This window comes from Pseudomonas profundi, from assembly GCF_008638305.1.
GTDB lineage: Bacteria > Pseudomonadota > Gammaproteobacteria > Pseudomonadales > Pseudomonadaceae > Halopseudomonas > Halopseudomonas profundi.
In genome coordinates, this window is sequence record NZ_VTPZ01000004.1 from 259,006 (window position 1) to 277,483 (window position 18,478).

An 18,478-nucleotide genomic window follows, 5' to 3' on the forward strand; every position below is an offset into this window, starting at 1 on the left:
GCGGAGGTTTCGGCGCGGCCGCACCGAAACCTCCGCAGAGCCGGGACTATCAGAACAATACGCGGCTGCGAATAGTGCCTTTGACCTGCAGGATTTTTTCCAGGGCCAGATCGGAATAGGCTGCATCGACGTCAATCACGACGTAACCAACCTTCTCATTGGTCTGCAGGAACTGGCCGCAGATGTTGATGCCGTTTTCTGCAAACACCTGGTTGATCTCGCTCATCACGCCGGGCACGTTCTTGTGAATGTGCAGCAAACGGTGTTTGCCGGGGTGCGACGGCAGTGCGACTTCGGGGAAGTTGACCGAGGTGATGGAAGTGCCGTTGTCACTGTAGCGCACCAGCTTCTCGGCGACTTCCAGACCGATGTTGGCCTGCGCTTCCATGGTTGAACCGCCCACGTGTGGCGTCAACAGGCAATTATCGAACTCGCGCAATGGCGAGATAAACTCGTCATTGTTGGAGCGTGGCTCGACCGGAAATACGTCGATGGCGGCGCCGTTTAGATGCTTGTCAGCCAGCGCAGCCGCCAGGGCTTCGATGTCAACGACAGTGCCGCGCGCAGCATTGATCAGGATGCCGCCTTTCTTCATTGCACGGATTTCCTTCTCGCCGATCATCCACTTGGTGGCGGCGGTTTCCGGTACGTGCAGGGTGACGATATCGGCTTCGCCAAGCAATTCGGTTAACGAACCAACCTGGGCGGCATTGCCCAATGGCAGCTTGGTCACCACGTCATAGAAGATCACCTGCATGCCCAGCCCTTCAGCAAGGACTGACAGCTGAGTACCAATCGAGCCGTAGCCGACGATGCCGAGCTTCTTGCCACGGATTTCGAAGGAATTGGTCGCGCTCTTCAGCCAGCCGCCGCGGTGGGCTACGGCGTTCTTTTCCGGAATGCCGCGCAGCAACAGAATGGCCTCGGCGAGCACCAGCTCGGCCACGGAGCGGGTGTTGGAATAGGGCGCATTGAACACGGCGATGCCGCGCTCACGGGCGGCGTCGAGATCGACCTGGTTGGTGCCGATGCAAAAACACCCGACGGCGATCAGTTTATTGGCATGACGGAACACATCTTCGGTCAGCTGGCTGCGTGAACGGATGCCGACAAAGTGCGCATCGGCAATCGCTTCCTTGAGCTGCTCATCAGGCAGCGAGCCAGCGTGATAGTCGATGTTGGTGTAACCGGCTGCCTTTAGCGTGTCGACGGCAGTCTGGTGCACACCCTCGAGGAGCAGAAACTTGATCTTGCTTTTGTCCAGCGAGGTGATGGCCATGTGTCAATTTTCCCGTAGTACTGATGAAATGAGCCGGGAGCGCTTTGCGGCTCAGTGGCCGACAGAAGTGTCCTGTGTTGGAAGCCGCGTATGCTAGCATAATCTCCCTTTTTTGATGCCTGTCGCTGCGTGAAATCTATTCCTGCGCAGCATGAATTTCGTTTGAGAGCAGCCATGACCCCTGAAGCCGTGATCGAAACCCTGAAGACCCTGGTCGAGCCTGACAAGGTGCGCGTTGATGCCGAATCCCTGAATAACTGGGGCAAGGATTGGACCAAGCATTTCGAGCCGGCTCCGCTGGCTGTAGTGTTTCCCAGAACGGTCGAACAGGTTCAGGCGCTGGTGCGTTTCGCCAATGAGCAGAAGCTGGCACTGGTACCGTCGGGTGGACGTACCGGGCTGTCCGCAGCGGCGGTAGCGGCCAATGGCGAGATCGTAGTGTCCTTCGATTACATGAACCAGATTCTCGACTTCAATGAATTTGACCGCTCGGTGGTATGTCAGCCGGGCGTAGTAACCGCGCAGCTGCAGCAATTCGCTGAAGACAAGGGATTGTATTATCCGGTTGATTTCGCCTCGGCCGGGTCAAGCCAGATCGGCGGCAATATCGGCACCAATGCCGGCGGTATCAAGGTGATCCGCTATGGCATGACGCGCAATTGGGTAGCCGGCCTCAAGGTCGTGACAGGTACCGGCGAGTTGCTCGAATTGAACAAGGATCTGATCAAGAACGCCACGGGTTACGACCTGCGTCAGCTGTTTATCGGGGCCGAAGGCACGCTGGGCTTCGTGGTTGAGGCGACCATGCGCCTGGAGCGCGCGCCGCGCAATCTGACGGCGATGGTGCTGGGTACGCCGGATTTCGATTCGATCATGCCCGTATTGCATGCCTTTCAGGGCAAGCTGGATCTCACTGCGTTCGAGTTCTTCTCCGACAAGGCGATGGCCAAGGTGCTTGGGCGCGGTGATGTGCCAGCTCCCTTTGAGACTGACTGCCCTTTCTATGCGCTGCTTGAGTTCGAGGCAATCAGCGAAGACATTGCCACCCAGGCGCTGGAAACCTTCGAGCATTGCGTTGAGCAGGGCTGGGTGCTCGATGGAGTGATGAGCCAGAGCGAGCAACAGCTGCAGAACCTGTGGAAGCTCCGCGAGTTCATTTCCGAAACCATTGCCCACTGGACGCCATACAAGAACGATATTTCGGTCACTGTCGGCCAGGTCCCGGCGTTTCTGCACGATATCGACAGTATCGTCGGTGAGCACTATCCTGACTTCGAGATCGTCTGGTTCGGCCATATCGGTGACGGCAACCTGCACCTGAACATTCTCAAGCCTGAAGCGTTGCCCAAGGATGACTTCTTTGCCCGCTGCGCAACGGTGAATAAATGGGTGTTTGAAATCGTGCAGAAATACAACGGCTCGATTTCCGCCGAGCACGGCGTCGGCATGACCAAACGCGATTATCTGACCTACAGCCGCAGTGAAGCGGAGATTGCGGTGATGAAATCGATCAAGGCGGTGTTCGACCCTAACGGCATCATGAATCCAGGCAAGATATTTGCCGTCTGAGCCGTCCCGTTTACGGCCTGCTGAACCCGTAGCAGGCCGGCCTTTACCAGGAACCTCTCATGCCATATCAGCACACCTATCTTGACGGAACGCCACTCGACTTGCCGGTAGGCAAGGTGGTGTGCGTCGGTCGCAACTATGCCGAACATGCCCGCGAATTGAACAATCCGGTCCCCACCGAGCCTTTGTTATTCATCAAGCCGGCTACTGCGGTGGTGTCATTGACCAACGATATTGTGCTTTCTCCGCGACGTGGCCCGGTGCATTACGAGACCGAAATAGCGTTGTTGATCAGCGAAACCCTCAACGGCGATGTGACCGAAAGCCAGGCTGAGGCGGCCATCGGCGGTGTTGGTCTGGCGCTCGACCTGACCCTGCGCGAACTGCAGGATCAGCTCAAGGCCAAATCCCATCCCTGGGAGCGCGCCAAGGCGTTCGACGGGGCTTGCCCCTTGTCCGGCTTTGTTGCACCTGCGGCACTGACCCTGACCGACATTTCGCTGCAGCTGAAGATCAACGGCGAAGTACGCCAGCAGGGCAGCAGCGCCGATATGATCACGCCAATACTCACTCTGTTGCGGCAGATCGCAGACGTATTCACCCTGCAGCCCGGCGACGTGGTTATCACCGGTACGCCCGCGGGTGTCGGCGTTCTGAAATCGGGTGATGGGCTGGAGCTGTCCATTCCGGGTGTGCTTGAGCAGGTGACGCGGGTTGTCGATTCGCACAACTGAGGCTTTTTGCGGTCCCATTTGTCTCGCGCGGCGGATGTCACACGCTCGTCATCTGCTGATGGTTGTATGGCCGTTTTGCTGGAGGCTTCGCATTGAAGCGCTTGCTCATAGTCCTGGTTCTGGCAGTTGTCGCTGCGTTTGTTTATATCCGGGTCAATGAGCTCGATGTGCTCCTCTGGCAATCCTGGAAGCTCAACCGCCAACCATTGCCCGAGCGTGCGCTGGACCTCGGCCGTTATCGTGTCGATATTGAAGCGGCACCCATTCCCCAGCTGGAAGACGACCTTTCAGCCCTGACCTATAACCATGAAAGCGACACGCTGTTCGGGGTGCTCAACGGCAGGCCATTGCTGGTGGAGATCAGCCTCGAAGGTGAACTGCTGCGCCAGGTTACGGTGCATGGTGTTGATGATATGGAAGGCCTGGCGCATATCAGCGGGGACCGCTTTGTGCTTGCAGAAGAACGTGCGCACAGGCTGATACTTACTGATATTCCGCGCGATGCCACTGAAATCAATGTCGAAGGCATGCGCAGTCTGACCATTGGGCTGGACCGAGACGGTAATGTGGGTTTCGAGGGTCTGACCTGGGATCATATAAAAGGCGAGCTACTGGTTGTGAAAGAGCGCGATCCGTTGCGCTTGTTAAGGGTCCAAGGGTTTGTCGATGCGCTGGAATCAGGCAGCGTCTCCATTACCGAAATCAAGCGCTCGGATTCCGATCAATTGTTCATGGCGGATCTGTCTGCTTTGAGCCTGGATGAAAACAGCGGTCACCTGTTGCTGTTGAGCGACGAGTCACATATGGCGGTGGAATACGATCAGGACAGTCAGGCCGTCAGTGTGTTGGGCCTGTGGCGGGGTATGAGTGGGCTGGGCGCTACAGTGCCCCAGGCGGAGGGTATCGCTATAGATGCGCAGAAACGCATCTATATCGTCAGCGAGCCGAACCTTTTCTATCGTTTCGTTCGGGAAGACTGAACGGGGCCGGGCTGCTGCCTGTCAGGCTTTTTTGAGCGTTCTGACGCCTTCGCTGGTACCCAGCAACAGGACATCGGCAGGGCGTGCGGCAAACAGACCATTGCACACCACCCCTACGATCGCGTTGAGCTTTTCTTCGAGGCCGCGTGGATCGACGATCTGCATGTTGTGCACGTCGAGTATGACGTTGCCGTTATCAGTGGTTACGCCTTCACGGTAGACGGGATCGCCGCCCAGCTTGACGATTTCCCGGGCGACGTGGCTGCGCGCCATCGGGATAACTTCCACCGGTAACGGGAATGCGCCCAGAGTGGTGACCAGCTTGCTGTCATCCGCTATGCAAACAAAAGTGCGCGCCACTGCCGCGACGATTTTTTCGCGGGTCAGTGCCGCGCCGCCGCCCTTGATCAATTCCAGATGCTTGTTGGCTTCGTCTGCGCCGTCCACGTAATAATCCAGACTGGCGACGCTGTTGAGGTCATACACCGGAATGCCATGGCTTTTCAGGCGCTCGGCGGTGGCCTCGGAGCTGGCAACGGCGCCATCGAAGTAGGCCTTGTGTTTGGCCAGCGCATCGATGAAGTGGTTGGCGGTGGAGCCGGTGCCGACGCCGATGACGCTCTTGTCTTCGAGGTTGGGCCGCAGCAAATCCACCGCTGCCTGGGCAACCGCTTGTTTGAGTTCGTCCTGGGTCATGCCGGGTTCTCCGATTCAGCGAATAGGCCGTCGATTATACGGACTCCTGGTTGCCGCCGTGTAGGGGCACATGAGGCATTCGCTGCAATCGCGCGCGATGCACCGCCGCACGCCGCTTGCGACCAGCCCTCGTCAGCCCCTAAACTGCCCGATTCCATTTCAACCCTACAAGCTGAAGGTCAATGCTGGAATCCTACGTCAAGAAAATCCTCTGCTCGCGCGTCTATGACGTGGCGGTCGAGACACCTATTCACGCCGCGCCCTTTCTCTCCGAGCGGCTGGGCAACACGGTGTTGCTCAAGCGCGAGGATTTACAGCCGGTTTTTTCCTTCAAGATTCGCGGGGCGTACAACAAGCTTGCGCAATTGACCGATGAGCAGCGCGCCTGTGGCGTGGTTACAGCTTCAGCTGGCAATCATGCGCAGGGCCTGGCGCTGGCTGCCCGTCACATGGGCGTGAAGGCGACCATTGTGATGCCGCGTACTACGCCGGAGATCAAGGTGAAGGCTGTGCGTGCCCGGGGCGCACGAGTGGTGCTGCACGGTGATGCCTTCGATGAGGCACTGGCTTATTCGCAGAAGCTGGTCGATGAAAAAGGCTTGGTGTATATCCATCCCTATGATGATCCCGACACCATTGCCGGCCAAGGCACTGTCGCCATGGAAATCCTGCGTCAGCATCACGGTAATCTGGACGCCATCTTCGTTCCGGTCGGTGGCGGCGGATTGATCGCCGGGATCGCCGCCTATGTGAAATACCTGCGCCCGGACATCAAGGTGATTGGTGTGGAGCCTGATGAGTCGAATTGTCTGCAGGCCGCGCTTGAAGCGGGCGAGCGGGTGACCCTGAGTCAGGTTGGCCTGTTTGCAGATGGCGTGGCGGTGGCCCAGATCGGCAAGCACACCTTCGAAGTGTGCCGGCACTTTGTCGACGAGGTCATCACGGTCTCGACTGACGAGATGTGTGCCGCCATCAAGGATATCTACGACGATACGCGTTCGATCTGCGAGCCCGCCGGATGCCTGGGCGTTGCAGGGATCAAGAAATACGTCGAGCGTGAAGGCTGCACGGGTAAGGTGATGATCGCCATTGATTCCGGTGCCAACGTCAACTTCGACCGGCTGCGACACGTGGCTGAACGGGCTGAGATCGGTGAGAAACGTGAAGCGCTGTTGGCGGTGACCATTCCTGAAAAGCCGGGTAGCTTCAAGGCGTTTTGTCAGGCGATTGGCAAGCGCGCGATCACTGAATTCAATTACCGGTTCCACACCAATGCCGAGGCGCATATTTTCGTCGGTGTGCAAACGCATCCCGAGCATGATCCGCGCGATGCCCTGGTGGCTCGCCTGCAGGAAGATTTTCCGGTACTGGATCTGACCGATAACGAGCTGGCCAAGCTGCATATCCGGCATATGGTGGGCGGGCATGCGGACAAGGTTACCGACGAAGTGGTGTACCGTTTCGAATTTCCGGAGCGTCCGGGTGCCTTGTTCAACTTTCTCAACAAGCTGGGCGGACGCTGGAATATCTCCATGTTCCACTACCGCAATCATGGCGCTGCCTATGGACGCGTAGTGGTGGGCCTGCAGGTACCGGTGGCTGATCGAGCCAAAGTGCCGGAGGCGCTGGACTCGATTGGCTACGCCTATTGGGACGAGACGGATAATCCCGCGTACAACTTGTATCTGGGGTGAGGTGCCAGGACCCGGCGTAGCGCAGGCGCGCTACACCCCCAGGCGGCACCGCGCGCCGACACGGCGATTCTTCTTGGGTTGGGCAGCGCGATTTAACCTGCCCTGGCCGCGCTCAACAATATCTCCCATTGCTCGGCAGTGACCGGCATCACTGACAGGCGGCTTGCGCGCTGCAGCAAGGGTAACCCTTCGAGCCCGGTCAGAGTTTTGATCGTTTCCAGGCTCAGTAGCCTTGCAAAGCATTCTCGATAACACACATCGACAGCCTTCCACGGCAGCTTCTCGGCTGTTGCCTTGGGGTCGTGGTACGGGCTGCCGGGATCGAGTGCTGCGCGGTCCGGGTAGGGCGCGCTGACGATCTCGCCGATACCCGCCAGACCGGGCGGTTTGCAGCTCGAATGGTAAAACAGGAACAGGTCGCCGGGCTGCATCTGCGCGATGTGATTGCGCGCCTGGTAATTGCGTACGCCGTCCCAGGGTGCGCGGTCTGCATTGCTCAGGTCATCAATGGAGAAAACGTCCGGCTCCGACTTCATCAGCCAATAGTGCATATTTTTTGACGCCAATTTGACATTAGGAAAAAAACACCTTAAATAAGCTGCTGCGTGCAAGTGTGAATGCCTTGCCGCAGGTGCGCGTATACGTTAGACGCGTCAGGGATAACAACAACAAGGAGATTGTTATGCGTCGCAAGCCCGATTGGCTTTGGGTCATTGTCATCATGTTCGGTCTGGGAGTTGTCACGACGGGCTACACGCAGGGCTTCGTTGAGCATGCGCCCAGGCCTGAAATCATACGGATGGTGCCCTGAACAGCAGAACCTCCCGGTCGCTGACGATACCATCGAGGGGGATGTCCCACGAAGCTACCGGCAGCGCCTCGACTTTCTGGCAATCGTGAGCCAGCCCGAGTAAGCGCGCGCCGGTCCAGTTGGGTCGCCATCTTCGATAGGCGAAAGTGCGGTCATAGAAGCCGCCACCCATGCCAAGGCGATTGCCCTGTTCATCGAATCCCACCAATGGCATCAGCACCAGATCCAGCCGCCAGGGACGAGCCTGAAGTCCGCGTTTGATCACTGGTTCAAGAATACCAAAACGGTTTTTCACCCAGCGCTGATCACCGGTTATCTTCTGAAAATGCATCCGGTCCATTGGCCAGCCAGTGATAACGGGCAGGTAGCATTGCTTGCCCAGGCGTCGGGCATGGGTCATCAGCAGAGCAGGGTCGATTTCCCCGTCGTTGGCCAGATAAAAGGCGATGTGCTGACTGCGAATGAACAGCGGATGTTGGGCAAGCTGACGGAAAAGTCGTTGGCTGGCCTGGTGTTGCTGTGCGCGGGAGAGGTTGCGCCGGGTCTGACGCAAACGGCGACGCAGAGCGCTGCGTGATTCACCGTTCATGGATTGGGTCCCCAGAGTGCCGCTGCCGGGTTAGCCCTTGAACCCGACAGTTCAAGGTGGTGGACACGGCGCTGTCGAAGGCTTTCCGTCATGCGGACATGCACACTGACAGCAACGCGTGGCCTCCTTTTACAGGAGTATCGGCTCAGGGACATCTCCGGCTGGCGAACACCCCAGGGATGTCTCGGACTATACACAACTCTCTCCGGGATTTCATGCCGTTGATCAGTTCTGGTGGCGGGCGAGGGCCTGATCCAGACGGGCAACGAGGTCAGTGATCTGACGCTGCTGATCTTCAAACGCGGCGTTTTTGTGTGTCGTGCCGGTAAGCATTTCATGGCTGATATTCAGGGCAGCCATGACCGCAATGCGGTCCACGCCGATGACCTTGCCGCTATTGCGGATATCGCGCATTTTGGTGTCCAGATGACGGGCCGCCAACTCCAGGTTGTTGCGCTCCTCGGGTGGACAGCTGATGCGGTATTCCTTGTCGAGGATGTGCAAGATGACGGTTAGGGGTTCGCTCATGAATCATGCTCCAGGGATTTGAGACGCAATATCATGGCTTCGACCTTGTGGCGTGCCAGATCGTTCTTTTCGATCAGCTGCATCCGTTCCTCGCGCCAGTTGCGCTCCTGTGAAAGCAGGTGCTGGTTTTGCTGCTGGAGTCGTTCGCAGACAGCGATCAACTGTGCAACCTTGTCTGTCAGGGTATCGATATCGGGTTCGTCCATTTGCGCCATTCTGCCATCCCGGTTTCGCCAACTATAGAAGGGGCCCGCAGGCGGGTCAAACTGACCGCCGTTACGGTATCAGGGTGTGCGAAAAGCCGTTCGCTGCTGCGCTGCGGCCACTACCACGTCACCAGACTGGACCCTTTACCTCTTGCGCAGTAGATTACCCTAAGTCTGGTCGGCAGATGACTAATATCCGCTGCCGCTCCGCAAATCTTCCAGTCTTTTGTTTCCCGCGAGGCCCCTTCCTTATGGCTTTGATGCCAGACGTATTCGATTATGACCGCTATGCCCAGTTATTCAGTGACCACGGCGCCGCCGGTAACCCCTCCGAGCTGCATGGCCATCTGATCGGTCGCCTCTCTGCCGGTAGCCGGCTCGATCATGGCGCCTGGCTGAGTATCGCCACAGAAGTCATTGACGGAACCTCCACGCCGGCGGAGGCGGGCAAGGTCCTGTTGTTGCAGTTGCATGATGCAAGCCTGGCTCAGCTGTCTGGCAGTGGTTTCGAGCTTACCTTGCTGATTCCCGACGACAGCGCGACCATTGACCACCGCACCCGGGCGCTTGGTCAGTGGTGTGAAGGCTTTCTCGGTGGTTTCGGTCTGGTCGAACGTGGGCAGGAACTGAGCGAGGAGGTCGACAGCGTTCTCAAGGATTTCGCGGCCATTGCCCAGGTGCAGACCGACCTTGAGGAGTCCGAAGCCAACGAAGTGGATTTCATGGAAGTCATGGAATATGTGCGCATGGCGGTACTGATGGTATTCAGTGAATGTCAGCCAGCAGAAGCGCAGGATCAACCGCCCGCATCCCTGCATTGATAGAGGTACCTATGCGAATCAGCAAGTCGGAATATGCCCGCCGCCGCAAGGCATTGATGGAACAGATGGAGCCGAACAGCATTGCCGTGCTGCCGGCAGCCCAGGTGTATATCCGTAACCGTGACGTCGAGCATAACTACCGCCAGGACAGCGATTTTCAATACCTCACCGGATTTCCCGAGCCTGAAGCCGTAGCAGTACTGATCCCCGGTCGCGAGCATGGTGAGTACGTATTGTTCTGCCGCGAGAAGGACAAGGAGCGCGAACTCTGGGATGGCTATCGCGCCGGACAGGAAGGCGCTATCAGCGAGTACGGTGCCGATGATGCGTTCCCGATCAGCGACGTCGACGATATTTTGCCGGGGCTGATCGAAGGCCGTGAACGCGTGTATTACGCCATGGGTGCCAATCAGGAGTTCGATCTGCGCCTGACCAACTGGATCAAGACCATTCGCAGCAAGGCGCGCCTGGGGGCCCAGCCGCCGAACGAGTTTGTCGCGCTCGATCACCTGCTGCACGACATGCGGCTGTACAAGAGCGCGGCCGAGATCAAGGTGATGCAGGCCGCGGCGGAAATCTCCGCCCAGGCACACGCGCGTGCCATGCAGAGCTGCGAACCTGGCCAGTATGAATACCAGCTGGAAGCGGAGCTGCAGCATAGTTTTATGCGCAACGGCAGCCGTTCGCCGGCCTATGCGTCGATTGTCGCGGCGGGGCGTAACGCCTGCATTCTGCATTACACCGAAAACACCAGCCAGATCCGCGACGGCGATCTGGTGCTTATCGATGCAGGCTGCGAACTGGACTGCTACGCCAGTGACATTACCCGCACATTCCCCGCCAACGGGCGGTTTTCCGCCGAGCAACGCGCCATTTACGACATCGTGCTGGCGGCGCAGGCCGCTGCGATTGAAGTGATAGCGCCCGGCAGGCACTGGAACGAGTCCCACGAAGCGACGGTTCGCGTGATCACCGAAGGCTTGCGTAATCTGGGCCTGCTCCAGGGTGATGTGGATGAGCTGATTGCCAGCGAAGCCTACCGTCCGTTCTATATGCACCGCGCCGGCCATTGGCTGGGCATGGATGTGCATGACGTGGGCGATTACCGCATCGGGGGAGAATGGCGCGTACTGGAGCCGGGGATGGTCATGACGGTCGAGCCGGGCATTTATATTTCCCCGGACAATACCAACGTGCCGAAGAAATGGCGCGGCATAGGCGTGCGGATTGAGGACGATGTCGTGGTCACACGTACGGGCTGCGATGTGCTTTCAGCCAGCGTGCCGAAGGATGCCGATGCTATCGAAGCCTTGATGGCCGAGGCGCGTGAAACCAGCGGAGCGGCCGCGTGAGCACGACCATCAGTATCGTCGGCGGCGGAATGGTGGGCGCCAGTCTGGCGCTGGCACTGCAGGATTGTGCGCGCAAGGCGGGCTGGACGATACGCCTGATCGAGGCGCATCCGCCGAACCGGGCGGGCTTTACCCAGCCCAGTTACGACGCCCGTTCCACCGCGTTGTCCCAGGGCAGCCGGAAGATCTACGAACGCCTGGGTATCTGGTCGAAGCTGGCGCAGCGCGTCGAACCGATCAGACAGATTCATGTATCGGATCGCGGCAATCCGGGGTCGGCGCGCATCAACGCAGCGCAGGAGCGGGTGCCTGCTCTGGGTTATGTGGTCGAAAACGCCTGGTTGGGGGAGGTTCTGATCGGCGCGCTGGATCATGACGTCGTGGAGTGGATCGCTCCGGGTCGGGTGGTCCGGGCCATCCCCGGGCCTGACGGCTACGGTATCGAAGTGGACTCGCCGACGGGTGAGCAAAGTCTGCACACTGATCTGCTGGTGATCGCCGATGGCGGGCGTTCGAGTCTGCTTGCGCAGCTCGGTGTGCACCGCGAGGTTTCGCCCTACGGCCAGGTGGCGCTGGTCACCAACGTCACCAGTGCCGAGGGGCATGACGGGGTGGCCTACGAACGTTTCACCGATTCCGGTCCCCTGGCGCTATTACCAATGTCTGCAAGCCGAAGCGCACTGGTGTGGACACTGCCGGAGGATCAGTCGGCTGAAATCGCATCATTGCCCGATGCAGCCTTTTTGCAGCGTCTGCAGGACGCTTTCGGTTATCACATGGGCGCACTGGTGAAAGTGGGCGAGCGCAACTGCTATCCGCTTAGCCTGATTGAAGCTGAGGAGCAGGTCCGCTCGCATCTGGTGATCCTGGGCAACGCTGCACACAGTCTGCATCCGATTGCTGGTCAGGGCTTCAACCTGTCGCTGCGCGATACGCTGGCATTGGCCAACACACTGGTCCGCGCCCAGCAACAGCACAAGTCACCGGGCGAACTTGCCGTGTTGATGCGTTATCTCGAATGTCAGCGCAGCGATCAGCTGATGACAGTGGCTTTCAGTGACCGCCTGACGCGGCTGTTCAGTAACAGGCAGCCACTCCTCGCCGCCGGGCGCAACCTTGGTCTGCTCGGGATTGATATTCTGCCGCCAGCCAAGCGCTTGTTCGCACGCCAGGCGATGGGGCTCTGATTCAGGCTGTGATTTCAGCTTTACCTACCGGAGGCGCATATGGCGCAGTTTGATCTGATTATCGTGGGTGCCGGTATGGTTGGCGCCACGCTTGCGCGCGCCTTGGCCGATACCGAGCTCAAGGTGGCGCTGATCGACGCGATGCCGCTTGATGAACCGATTCCCTTTCAGCTCACTGGATCGGGGTACGACCCGCGAGTGAGCGCACTGAGCGCTGCATCCGAGCATATCCTTGCCAACCTCGGCGTCTGGCAACGGATTCCCGCGTCGGCATGCTGCGCCTATCAGCACATGCACGTATGGGACGCAGAGGGCACCGGCGAGGTCAGCTTTGATGCGGCGTCGCTTAGCGAAGTGCGGCTTGGCCACATTGTCGAGAACTATCGTATCCAGCAGGCGTTATTGGACAGTCTTGCTGATACCGAGGTGGCACTGTTCGGCGGTCAGCGTGTGGACGGCCTGGTTCAGGAAGACGACGGTTGGCGCTTGATGCTGGCCAGCGGGGAACGGTTGTCAGCGCCGCTGATCGTGGCGGCCGACGGCGCGCGGTCCCAGGTGCGCGAGCTGTATGGATTCGATATGCGCGAATGGAATTATCTGCATGACGCAATCGTGACCACGGTGCGCACCGAAAAACCCCACGATGATACTGCCTGGCAGCGCTTTCTGCCGAGCGGGCCGCTGGCATTGCTGCCGCTTCCGGATCGTGACGGCGAACACTTCTGCTCAATTGTCTGGTCGCTCAAGCCTGATCGGGCCGCCGATATCATGGCGTTGGACGATGAGACCTTCATGCGTGAGTTGGGGGAAGCCTTCGAAGGGCGGCTTGGCGAGATTCTGGCGGCCGATCCGAGACGTCGGATTCCCCTGCGCCAGCGCCACGCCAAGCGCTACGCAGTCACCGGACTGGTGCTGATTGGTGACGCGGCCCATAGTATCCATCCGCTGGCCGGACAGGGTGTCAATCTGGGCCTGCTGGACGCCGCCGAGCTCTATGATGTGCTGGTTGCCGCACTGGAAAGAGGCGAGGACATCGCTTCACTGCAGGTGCTGCAACGTTACGAACGCAGGCGCATGGGAGCCAATCTGGGGATGATGGCTGCGATGGAAGGTTTTGAGCGACTGTTTGATGCTGATGCCTTGCCATTGCGCTGGATTCGAAATACCGGCATGCGTCTGCTGGACGGGCAAGAGCTGATCAAGGGCGGGATTATCCGGCGCGCCATGGGCCTGACCGGGGACTTGCCTGAGCTCGCGCGTGATCCGCAGTTGCGCGAACAGCGCTGAGTTGTTTATTGCGGCATGGAACGGAAATCATTATCATCTGGCCTCTGATTCCTAACGAGAGGCTCTTTCATGTCTGCCAAGCGTTCCATTGTCGCCGCAAGTCTCGCGCTGACCGCCTTCACTGGTCTGGCCCAAGCCAAAGAGCTGGTTGTTTACTCCTCCCGTCAGGAGCATCTGATCGAGCCGGCGTTCGAGTTGTACACCAAGAACACCGGCGTCGACATCAAGTTCATCACCGATCGCGAAGGCCCCTTGATGGCGCGTTTGCGCGCCGAAGGTGCCAACACCCCGGCGGATATATTCATGACCGTGGACGCCGGCAACCTTTGGCAGGCCGAGCAACAAGGCCTGTTTCAGCCGATGGAATCTAAGGTGATCGAAGACAACATTCCTTCACAGTATCGCGCTGAGAGCGGACAGTGGACTGGCCTTTCGCTGCGTGCGCGTACTATCGCCTATTCAACCGAGCGCGTTGATCCGAAGGAGCTGAGCACCTACGAAGCACTGGCTGATGACAGCTGGAAGGGCCGCATGTGTCTGCGCACTTCAAAAAAGGTGTATAACCAGTCACTGGTTGCCACCATGCTCGAGTCCATCGGCGCGGAGAAAACCAGCGAAGTCATCAAGGGTTGGGTGGCAAATCTGGCCGCTCCGGTCTTCTCCGATGACACCTCTCTGCTCAAGGCGATTGACGCTGGCCAGTGCGACGTCGGTATCGTCAACAGCTATTACTTCGGCCGTCTCAGCAAGGAAGAGCCGGGCGTTAAAGTCGCGCTGTTCTGGCCGAACCAGGAAGGCCGCGGCGTTCACGTGAATATCTCCGGTGCCGGCGTAACCAAGCACGCTGACCAGCCAGAAGAAGCGCTCAAGCTGATCGAGTGGTTGACCACCGAAGAAGCGCAGCGCGTATTTGTCGATATCAACATGGAATTCCCTGCCAACGATTCGATAGAGCCGTCCAAGGAAGTAGCAGCCTGGGGCGATTTCAAGGCGGACAATATCAATGTTGAGGTGGCGGGCCGTCGCCAGCCTGAAGCCATCATGCTGATGGACCGTCTGGGCTGGAATTAAGCCAGAGGGTCAGCCACGTTCAGTAGCGGCTGCGAGTGCTGCCGGTATTTGCCACGGCAGCGCGGTTCGCTACGACGCAGCAGCAGACCCTACCGGAAAGCCACCGATAGGTTTTCCCGATATACTGCACGCCCGGTCAAATGACCGGGCGTTTTTGTTTCGCACATCTCCTGGAGTGGCTGTGCCCCATCGTTCGATTTCCAATATGCCCCGCTGGCGGCTGATCGCCTATGTGTCCGCCGCGCTGGTCATGATGCCCTTGCTGGTTCTGGTGCTCAGCTGGCAATCCGTTGATCCGGCAATCTGGGGGCACCTGTTGCAGACCCAGATGTTACGTCTGATCACCAATACGCTGATACTGGTGCTGGGTGTCGGAGTCGGAGTGATTGCTCTGGGGGTGAGTCTGGCCTGGCTGACCAGTCTGTGCGACTTTCCTGGCAGGCGTCTGTTCGACTGGGCGCTGATGCTGCCCTTTGCCATTCCTGCTTATGTACTGGCGTTCGTCAGTGTGGGGCTGTTCGATTTTTCGGGCCCTTTCCAGACCCTGCTGCGGGACTGGTTGGGTAACGATTTCCGTTTGTTCTTTTCCATCCGTTCCACAACCGGGGTGGTGCTGGTTCTTACGCTAGTGTTCTATCCCTACGTCTACATGCTGGCGCGCGGGGCATTCCTGGCGCAGGGGAAGGGGCTCATGGAAGCCTCACGCATCCTCGGCCATACGCCGTGGCAAGGATTCTGGCGAGTAGCGATACCCATGGCGCGCCCGGCTATTGGCGCGGGCGCAGCGCTGGCAATCATGGAAACCCTGGCGGACTTCGGCGCAGTGTCGGTGTTCAACTATGACACCTTCACCACGGCAATCTACAAGACCTGGTATGGCTTTTTCAGTCTGCAGTCAGCTACTCAACTGGCGAGCCTGCTATTGCTCTTTGTGTTCATGGCGTTGTTTCTCGAGCGTCGGGCGCAGGGCAGCAGGCGCTTTCCCGGCGTCGACCGGCCAAGGCAGGGCGCGCTGTATCACCTGAAAGGCTATCGGGCCTGGCTGGCCACCGGTTTTTGTCTGTTGGTGCTGGCACTGGCATTCGTGATCCCGGTTGGCCAGCTGATCTATTGGCTGGTGAATAGCGGCATCCATGATCTGGATAGCCGCTATTGGGGCGTGATCCGCAATACCCTGATGCTGGGTGCAATGGCGGCGGTAATGACCGTGACGCTGGCTACACTGGTTGTGCTGGCCAGACGGTTGCAACCGATACGGCGGGTACGCAGTGCCGTCGCGCTGGCCAACCTCGGCTATGCCTTGCCGGGTTCGGTTCTGGCTGTCGGAATCATGTTTGCCTTCAGTTTCCTTGATAACAGACTGATCATTCCGGTCAGTCACGCGCTGGGGGTGGAGAATCCATCACAGTTGCTGCTCGGCAGCGTATTTGCTCTGCTGCTGGCCTATCTGATTCGCTTCATGGCCGTTGCGCATGGGCCTCTGGATACCTCGTTGGCGCGTATTCGCCCATCGCTGCCGGAGGCGGCACAGAGCCTGGGTCAGACCGGCTGGGCGGTATTCTGGCGTGTCTATCTGCCGCTGCTTCTACCTGGTGCGCTGAGTGCCGCGCTGTTGGTATTTGTGGATGTGCTCAAGGAGATGCCCGCTACGCTGCTGATGCGGCCATTCGGTTGGGACACCCTGGCGGTACGGATTTATGGTCTCACCGCTGAAGGTGACTGGCAGCGCGCTTCGCTCCCGGCGCTGACCCTGGTACTGGCCGGCTTGCTGCCGGTGATTGTGCTGATACGTCGGTCCGGCCGTCGATAGACGCCGCCGTTGCGTAGCGGCTTGTGCCTGCCGGGTGGGATCGCCAGGCAATGGCGACAGACCGCGGCGCATCCAGAGTCTGATGTATGCGGCTTCGCCGCGCCGCGGCGCGCGATCTCCGCCACGCTGTTGATCGGCGGTGCCGGTCAAGGGCTGCACAGGATGCCCGATTGTGGCTACAATCGCCCCCACTGAACCACCCTTGATTTAAGGAAGACTGAATGGGCTCGCGCACTCCCCTGTATGATCAGCATGTCGCCGCCGGTGCCAAGATGGTCGACTTTGGTGGCTGGGACATGCCATTGCACTATGGCTCCCAGATCGAAGAACACCATTACGTCCGCCGCGATGTGGGTATGTTCGATGTCTCGCACATGACCGTGGTTGATGTGACCGGGACCGAGGCGAAGGGCTACCTTCAGTATCTTCTGGCGAATGATGTCGGCCGCCTGTCGCTGGCCGGCAAGGCGCTTTACACCGCCATGCTGAATGAGCAGGGCGGTGTCATTGACGACCTGATTGTCTATCTCATGCAGGACGGTTATCGCCTGGTGGTCAATGCGGCGACACGTGAAAAAGACCTGGCTTGGATGCACAGCCAGGCCGAGGAATTTGCGGTCACGCTGACCGAGCGTTCTGATCTGGCAATGCTGGCTGTGCAAGGCCCACGGGCCCGTGAAGTGGCGGCCAGCGTGGTCAGCGACACCCGCGGCGCACTGATCAACGACATCAAACCCTTTCAGGGGCTGGTCGACGGCGACTGGTTTATTGCCCGCACTGGCTACACCGGCGAAGACGGCCTCGAAATCGTATTGCCTGCTGAGCAGATTGCCGAGTTTTGGGAAGCCCTGGTAGCCGCTGGTAGCAAACCATGCGGTCTGGGCGCGCGGGACACGCTGCGTCTGGAAGCCGGGCTCAATCTGTATGGCTCCGATATGGACGAGAGCGTATCGCCCCTGGCCGCCAACATGACCTGGACTGTTGCCTGGGAACCTGCCGAGCGCGAGTTTATCGGCCGTGAGGCGCTGGAAGCTCAGCGTGATGCGGGTGATTTGCCGAAACTGGTCGGTCTGGTGTTATCCGAGCGTGCTGTGCTGCGTAGCCATCAGAAGGTGATTGTGAATGGCATTGGTGAAGGCGAGATTACCAGCGGCAGCTTCTCCCCTACGCTGGGTGTGTCGATCGCGCTGGCTCGCGTGCCGCGCGCCACAGGCGAGCATGCGAAGGTCGAAATCCGCGGCAAGCAGCTTGCCGTACGGGTGATCAAGCCGGGCTTCGTACGTAACGGCAAGCCATTATTCGAATAAGTTTCACTTTTCTAGAGGACAGCCCGATGAGCAATATCCCCGCCGAACTGCGTTACGCTGCAAGCCACGAATGGTCCCGCCTGGAAGAAGACGGCACCATCACAGTCGGTATTACCGATCATGCTCAGGACCTGTTGGGTGACGTGGTCTTTGTCGAACTGCCTGAAGTTGGCCGCACGGTTACCGCTGGCGAAGAATGCGCAGTGGTCGAATCAGTAAAGGCCGCGTCGGACATCTACGCGCCTGTCAGCGGTCAAATTATCGCTTTCAACGAAGCGCTGGGCGATACGCCGGAGCTGGTCAACAGCGAGCCTTACGCTGGCGCATGGTTCTTCAGGATCAAGCCGACTGACACCAGCGAGCTCGATAATCTGATGGACGCAGAGGCGTACGGCGCTTCCATCTGAATTGGTTGATGCGGCCAGACCGGTATCGGGACTACAAGCAGGTTCCGAATATCGGCTGGCTGCGTTGGGTAGCGCTTCAGCCGGGCAATTGCCGGGCTGAAGCGCTGACTGATCGCATGGAGCAGGCTTGATTGACCAGGCCGGCCAGCA

The 18,478-nt window shown here is 59.0% G+C and carries 19 protein-coding genes and 1 other RNA gene; 13 read left to right on the forward strand and 7 right to left on the reverse strand.

Features of this window, described 5'->3' with window-relative positions; all coding sequences use genetic code 11:
- Positions 1-49 precede the first annotated feature (49 nt).
- Positions 50-1,279 (reverse strand): phosphoglycerate dehydrogenase, encoded by a 1,230-nt coding sequence (gene serA / locus FZE95_RS07860; RefSeq protein WP_150300305.1) that lies wholly within the window; start codon positions 1,277-1,279, stop codon positions 50-52.
- A gap of 174 nt (positions 1,280-1,453) precedes the next feature.
- Here serA and FZE95_RS07865 point away from each other — a divergent pair, with 174 nt between their 5' ends.
- The 3 genes from FZE95_RS07865 to FZE95_RS07875 all read left to right on the forward strand — a co-directional run bounded on the left by FZE95_RS07865 (position 1,454) and on the right by FZE95_RS07875 (position 4,562).
- On the forward strand, positions 1,454-2,848 hold the full coding sequence (locus FZE95_RS07865) for an FAD-binding oxidoreductase (protein WP_150300306.1): 1,395 nt from the start codon (positions 1,454-1,456) through the stop codon (positions 2,846-2,848).
- 59 nt (positions 2,849-2,907) lie between these two features.
- Positions 2,908-3,582: a fumarylacetoacetate hydrolase family protein gene (locus tag FZE95_RS07870; protein WP_150300307.1), complete on the forward strand. Its 675-nt coding sequence runs from the start codon at positions 2,908-2,910 to the stop codon at positions 3,580-3,582.
- Positions 3,583-3,674: 92 nt separating this feature from the next.
- Positions 3,675-4,562, forward strand: a complete 888-nt coding sequence (locus tag FZE95_RS07875) for an SdiA-regulated domain-containing protein (protein ID WP_190324528.1) — start codon at positions 3,675-3,677, stop codon at positions 4,560-4,562.
- A 21-nt stretch (positions 4,563-4,583) separates the two neighbouring features.
- Here the strand turns inward: FZE95_RS07875 and rpiA are convergent, their stop codons facing one another.
- Positions 4,584-5,258: a ribose-5-phosphate isomerase RpiA gene (rpiA, locus tag FZE95_RS07880; protein ID WP_150300309.1), complete on the reverse strand. Its 675-nt coding sequence runs from the start codon at positions 5,256-5,258 to the stop codon at positions 4,584-4,586.
- Between the two features lie 182 nt (positions 5,259-5,440).
- Between rpiA and ilvA the strand changes: the two genes are divergently transcribed.
- Positions 5,441-6,952, forward strand: a complete 1,512-nt coding sequence (ilvA, locus tag FZE95_RS07885) for a threonine ammonia-lyase, biosynthetic (protein WP_150300310.1) — start codon at positions 5,441-5,443, stop codon at positions 6,950-6,952.
- A 92-nt stretch (positions 6,953-7,044) separates the two neighbouring features.
- Here the strand turns inward: ilvA and FZE95_RS07890 are convergent, their stop codons facing one another.
- The gene (locus FZE95_RS07890; protein WP_150300311.1) at positions 7,045-7,503 is read right to left on the reverse strand and encodes an EVE domain-containing protein; all 459 of its coding nucleotides are present in this window, start codon (positions 7,501-7,503) and stop codon (positions 7,045-7,047) included.
- 131 nt (positions 7,504-7,634) lie between these two features.
- On the opposite strand from FZE95_RS07890, the gene FZE95_RS19905 reads away from it, so the two are divergent.
- The gene (locus tag FZE95_RS19905; protein ID WP_263398681.1) at positions 7,635-7,763 is read left to right on the forward strand and encodes a hypothetical protein; all 129 of its coding nucleotides are present in this window, start codon (positions 7,635-7,637) and stop codon (positions 7,761-7,763) included.
- Here FZE95_RS19905 and FZE95_RS07895 read toward each other — a convergent pair.
- The 4 genes from FZE95_RS07895 to FZE95_RS07910 all read right to left on the reverse strand — a co-directional run bounded on the left by FZE95_RS07895 (position 7,744) and on the right by FZE95_RS07910 (position 9,086).
- Positions 7,744-8,352 carry a 5-formyltetrahydrofolate cyclo-ligase gene (locus FZE95_RS07895; protein WP_150300312.1) on the reverse strand — a complete coding sequence of 203 codons (609 nt, stop codon included), beginning with the start codon at positions 8,350-8,352 and terminating at the stop codon, positions 7,744-7,746. The two genes, FZE95_RS19905 and FZE95_RS07895, sit on opposite strands and share 20 nt — an antisense overlap.
- Positions 8,353-8,356: 4 nt before the next feature.
- Positions 8,357-8,535, reverse strand: a non-coding RNA gene (gene ssrS, locus FZE95_RS07900) — 6S RNA.
- A gap of 42 nt (positions 8,536-8,577) precedes the next feature.
- Positions 8,578-8,880, reverse strand: coding sequence for a cell division protein ZapA (locus FZE95_RS07905; protein ID WP_150300313.1), 303 nt, complete (start codon positions 8,878-8,880; stop codon positions 8,578-8,580).
- A complete protein-coding gene (locus FZE95_RS07910; RefSeq protein WP_150300314.1) occupies positions 8,877-9,086 on the reverse strand; it encodes a TIGR02449 family protein in 210 nt (69 codons plus the stop codon). The genes FZE95_RS07905 and FZE95_RS07910 overlap by 4 nt, the downstream gene beginning before the upstream one ends.
- Before the next feature lie 251 nt (positions 9,087-9,337).
- Here FZE95_RS07910 and FZE95_RS07915 point away from each other — a divergent pair, with 251 nt between their 5' ends.
- The 8 genes from FZE95_RS07915 to gcvH all read left to right on the forward strand — a co-directional run bounded on the left by FZE95_RS07915 (position 9,338) and on the right by gcvH (position 18,328).
- Positions 9,338-9,907: a UPF0149 family protein gene (locus FZE95_RS07915; protein ID WP_163981641.1), complete on the forward strand. Its 570-nt coding sequence runs from the start codon at positions 9,338-9,340 to the stop codon at positions 9,905-9,907.
- Between the two features lie 11 nt (positions 9,908-9,918).
- The gene (gene pepP, locus FZE95_RS07920) at positions 9,919-11,259 is read left to right on the forward strand and encodes a Xaa-Pro aminopeptidase (RefSeq protein WP_150300316.1); all 1,341 of its coding nucleotides are present in this window, start codon (positions 9,919-9,921) and stop codon (positions 11,257-11,259) included.
- Positions 11,256-12,446 (forward strand): 2-octaprenyl-6-methoxyphenyl hydroxylase, encoded by a 1,191-nt coding sequence (ubiH, locus tag FZE95_RS07925; RefSeq protein ID WP_223825004.1) that lies wholly within the window; start codon positions 11,256-11,258, stop codon positions 12,444-12,446. Before pepP ends, ubiH begins: the two co-directional genes overlap by 4 nt.
- A gap of 39 nt (positions 12,447-12,485) precedes the next feature.
- The gene (locus FZE95_RS07930) at positions 12,486-13,733 is read left to right on the forward strand and encodes an FAD-dependent monooxygenase (protein ID WP_150300317.1); all 1,248 of its coding nucleotides are present in this window, start codon (positions 12,486-12,488) and stop codon (positions 13,731-13,733) included.
- Positions 13,734-13,802: 69 nt separating this feature from the next.
- The gene (locus FZE95_RS07935; RefSeq protein ID WP_150300318.1) at positions 13,803-14,804 is read left to right on the forward strand and encodes an extracellular solute-binding protein; all 1,002 of its coding nucleotides are present in this window, start codon (positions 13,803-13,805) and stop codon (positions 14,802-14,804) included.
- 205 nt (positions 14,805-15,009) lie between these two features.
- Positions 15,010-16,614 (forward strand): ABC transporter permease, encoded by a 1,605-nt coding sequence (locus tag FZE95_RS07940; protein ID WP_150300346.1) that lies wholly within the window; start codon positions 15,010-15,012, stop codon positions 16,612-16,614.
- A 221-nt stretch (positions 16,615-16,835) separates the two neighbouring features.
- On the forward strand, positions 16,836-17,921 hold the full coding sequence (gene gcvT / locus FZE95_RS07945) for a glycine cleavage system aminomethyltransferase GcvT (RefSeq protein WP_150300319.1): 1,086 nt from the start codon (positions 16,836-16,838) through the stop codon (positions 17,919-17,921).
- A 26-nt stretch (positions 17,922-17,947) separates the two neighbouring features.
- Positions 17,948-18,328 carry a glycine cleavage system protein GcvH gene (gene gcvH, locus FZE95_RS07950; RefSeq protein WP_150300320.1) on the forward strand — a complete coding sequence of 127 codons (381 nt, stop codon included), beginning with the start codon at positions 17,948-17,950 and terminating at the stop codon, positions 18,326-18,328.
- The last annotated feature ends 150 nt before the right edge of the window (positions 18,329-18,478 follow it).